At 45.9% G+C, this 3,353-nt stretch carries 3 protein-coding genes and 1 pseudogene; 3 read left to right on the plus strand and 1 reads right to left on the minus strand.

What is annotated here, in order from left to right:
* Positions 1-1,231: pseudogene (locus KKC1_RS13395) on the minus strand (ISNCY family transposase); the annotation flags it as partial.
* Positions 1,232-1,735: 504 nt separating this feature from the next.
* On the opposite strand from KKC1_RS13395, the gene nifH reads away from it, so the two are divergent.
* From nifH to KKC1_RS13410, 3 genes are read left to right on the plus strand one after another with little or no spacing between them, the layout of a single operon-like run.
* Entirely contained in the window at positions 1,736-2,563 is an 828-nt protein-coding gene (nifH, locus tag KKC1_RS13400; protein ID WP_088554943.1) for a nitrogenase iron protein, read from the plus strand.
* A gap of 13 nt (positions 2,564-2,576) precedes the next feature.
* Entirely contained in the window at positions 2,577-2,894 is a 318-nt protein-coding gene (locus tag KKC1_RS13405; RefSeq protein ID WP_088554944.1) for a P-II family nitrogen regulator, read from the plus strand.
* A gap of 22 nt (positions 2,895-2,916) precedes the next feature.
* On the plus strand, positions 2,917-3,282 hold the full coding sequence (locus KKC1_RS13410; RefSeq protein ID WP_088554945.1) for a P-II family nitrogen regulator: 366 nt from the start codon (positions 2,917-2,919) through the stop codon (positions 3,280-3,282).
* Positions 3,283-3,353 lie beyond the last annotated feature (71 nt).

Here is a 3,353-nt window from a genome sequence, read left to right on the forward strand (position 1 = left end):
ACTTGTAATAATGGGTGTCAGGCGGTCTGTAAGTCTTTTTTTCCTTCTTTGGTGTAGATTCGGTTTTTTGAACCTTTTTAGGTTTCACAAAAGGCAGCGTATCAAACACGGTATCATTGTACTGAACTTTCACACCGAAAACCGGGCTTGCCAAGACATCCACCTTAGCGCGTGGAGGGATAGGGCTGGCGTCGTCGCAAATAACTTTAAAATGCCTGTTATAGAAAGAGAAAACACCGCCGTTGTCCACAGATCTTTTATGCTTGACACATAATATATGGGCAATATCAATGTTTTCAGGGATAGGTCTGTAAGCAGACACCGTTTCCTAAGCTTCAACAGCGAACAGCGCGTTAAATTTATCTATGTATTGAGTCAAGAACTCATTAGCTTGCTTTAAAGAAGTGATACCGGCAATTTTAAACTCAACCGGGAGCCTGCTTTGGAGAGTTTCCCATAGGCGTTCCACCCGGCCCTTAGCCTGAGGAGAGCGTGCGGGGATAAGAGTAATTCCCAGTTCATTCATAGCTCTTCCAAACTGGGTATCTTTGACCACCTTACCTGCAAGCTGTTCTTCAACCGTAAGCTTGGAAGCATTTGGGGACTGAAATATGGAATGTCTATCGGCATAAATGCTAGCAGGAATACCGTGTTTTTTGAGGATTTGCCAGGTGATCTCAAAGTACCCGTGAAGGCACTCATTTTTAGTGAGGTAAAGGCCAACAATTTTGCCGGTAGCATCGTCAATAGCACCGTGGAGGGCAAACTGTTCTTTAGTACCTAACCACTCAAAAGGGGAAGCATCCATCTGGATGAGGAGGCCCTCCTGCGGTTTTCTCTTTCTGCGACGGTGGGGTTTAAATCTCCTGCGTTTTTTGGGGCTTTCAATACCAGCCTCAGTCAAAATTGAATACAGGCAGGAATAGCTTAGAATGATACCTTCATGTTCTGCTAGAAGCTCATGAAAATGTTTAAAATTGGCGTCTTTGTAGGGTTCAGAAAGTTTTAAAGCGATTATCTTCTCTTTGGTTTCCTTAGGGATTGCATGCTTGGGTGAACGGCCAGTATTTTTATGGATCAGAAACTCCGGGCCTTCTTCCATCACTCCTTTTTTTAGACGTTTAACCTGGCGTTCACTCAGGTCTAAACTTAGAGCTGCTTCCCTGACCGTGATGTGGCCATCAATGAGGGATGAAATAACACTAAACCTATTAAGTTGTTCTTGGGTCATTAGATAACGCACCTCGTCCTTCATAGTGACATTTTATCACGATAGTTTACATGGTGACATTATCACAAGATAAACACACTCTGGTCCATCTAGACTTGACAGTATCCATCTTCTTTGATATTATTTAAAAAAACAAAAATGATAATTTAGAGTGTACAGATGCTTTACGAAGAGGTAAAGCAGGGTAAAGGCGCCCAGGAGGATTGTCCTGGGCGTTTGTGTTTTTAGCGGTAGTGTTTGCCGCTGGGAAGGAGTTTTCCGAAAAGCGTCCAGAAGCTTCTTGGATATTGAGGCAACGAAGGGTAAAGTGGCCCATAGCACGTTGGGGTGGACGAGGGTAAAGAAGCCCCCGGGGAAAAAGAGTGCTATGGGCCGCTTAATTTTTTCGGGGGATTCTTGGGGGTGATATCGGAACGGTGAAAGTAAATTTTAGTTAACGGAGTGATTCTTTAGTATGTGATGCAACGGCTGCGTCCAGAAAAATTTTCATTTGGGGGGAAGAGGATGACGAGAAAGATTGCTATCTACGGTAAGGGTGGTATCGGTAAGTCCACTACCCAGCAAAATACGGCAGCGGCGTTGGCTCACTTTTATGGGAAAAAGGTGTTAATTCACGGCTGTGACCCGAAAGCTGATTGCACTCGTCTGATTCTAGGCGGCAAACCGCAGGAGACAGTGATGGACACCCTGAGGGAATACGGGGAGGAAGCGGTAACAGTCGATAAAGTAGTAAAAACCGGCTTTGGCGGGATCAAGTGCGTCGAGTCGGGCGGACCCGAGCCCGGTGTTGGTTGTGCCGGCCGGGGTGTGATTACTGCTATTAACCTGATGGAAGAGTTAGGTGCTTATACGCCGGACTTAGACTTCATTTTCTTCGATGTGCTGGGTGACGTTGTTTGCGGCGGTTTTGCTATGCCGGTTCGCGAAGGTAAAGCGCAGGAGATCTATATTGTTGCTTCCGGTGAGATGATGGCCTTATACGCTGCCAACAATATCTGCCGGGGTATGGTTAAGTACGCCGAACAGAGTGGCGTAAGGTTGGGGGGGATCATCTGTAACAGCCGTAACGTGGATGGAGAAAGAGAACTGATGGAAGAGTTTTGCACCAAAATTGGGACGCAGATGATACACTTCATCCCGCGGGATAATATCGTGCAAAAAGCCGAGTTCAACCGGCAGACGGTGACGCAATTTGATCCAAATTGCAACCAGGCCCGGGAATACAAGGAACTGGCCCGCAAGATTATAGAGAACGATATGTTTGTTATTCCGAAACCTATGACTATGGATGAGATGGAAAACCTAGTGGTTAAGTATGGACTTTTAGATTGAGGAGGATGAGATTATGAAAATGATCCGTGCCATCGTGCGACCGGAAAAGTTTGAGGACGTGGTTGAGGCACTGGCCGAGGCAGGTTATGTGGCCTTTACGAAGATGGATGTGGTTGGCCGGGGTAAACAAAAAGGCATTCAACTGGGCAGTGTTTATTATGATGAACTGCCTAAAGTAATGTTCATGCTGGTTATAGAAGATGAAAATGTGGAGGAAGTTGTGGAGATCATCAATCGAGCAGCATACACAGGTAACTTCGGCGACGGGAAGATATTTGTTAGTCCCGTGGAACAAGCCTATACAGTGAGGACAGGAAGTCAGGGATTATAAGAATCGGGGAGGTGGGGTCTTAGTGAAAGAGATAGTGGCAATTATCCGTCCAAACAAGATGACCAGGACCAAAGAAGTTTTGAGCGCTCTTGGTTTTCCTGCCTTCACGGCCAGCAAGGTTCTGGGTCGGGGTAAGCAGAAGGGACTGGCAGGAGAAGTATCTTTCGAGATGCGACCGGAATTGTTGAGCCAAAAAGGAGGCATGAAATATGTGCCCAAAAGACTTATTTCTCTGGTTGTAAACGATGAGGACGTATCCCTAGTGGTGGAAGTCATTATGCGGGTTAACCGTACGGGGGAGATAGGCGACGGGAGAATTTTCGTCTGTCCAGTGGAAGACGCGATCCGGATACGAACTCGGGAAAGAGGAAAGGCAGCAATTAATTAAGCATTCCTGTAATAAAGTGAGATAAGAGTTGCCAAATAAAAAACCTCCTGGTAAAAGTAATAAAGAAACAA

The sequence above is a fragment of the Calderihabitans maritimus genome, assembly GCF_002207765.1.
In the GTDB taxonomy this organism is placed as follows: Bacteria; Bacillota; KKC1; order Calderihabitantales; family Calderihabitantaceae; genus Calderihabitans; species Calderihabitans maritimus.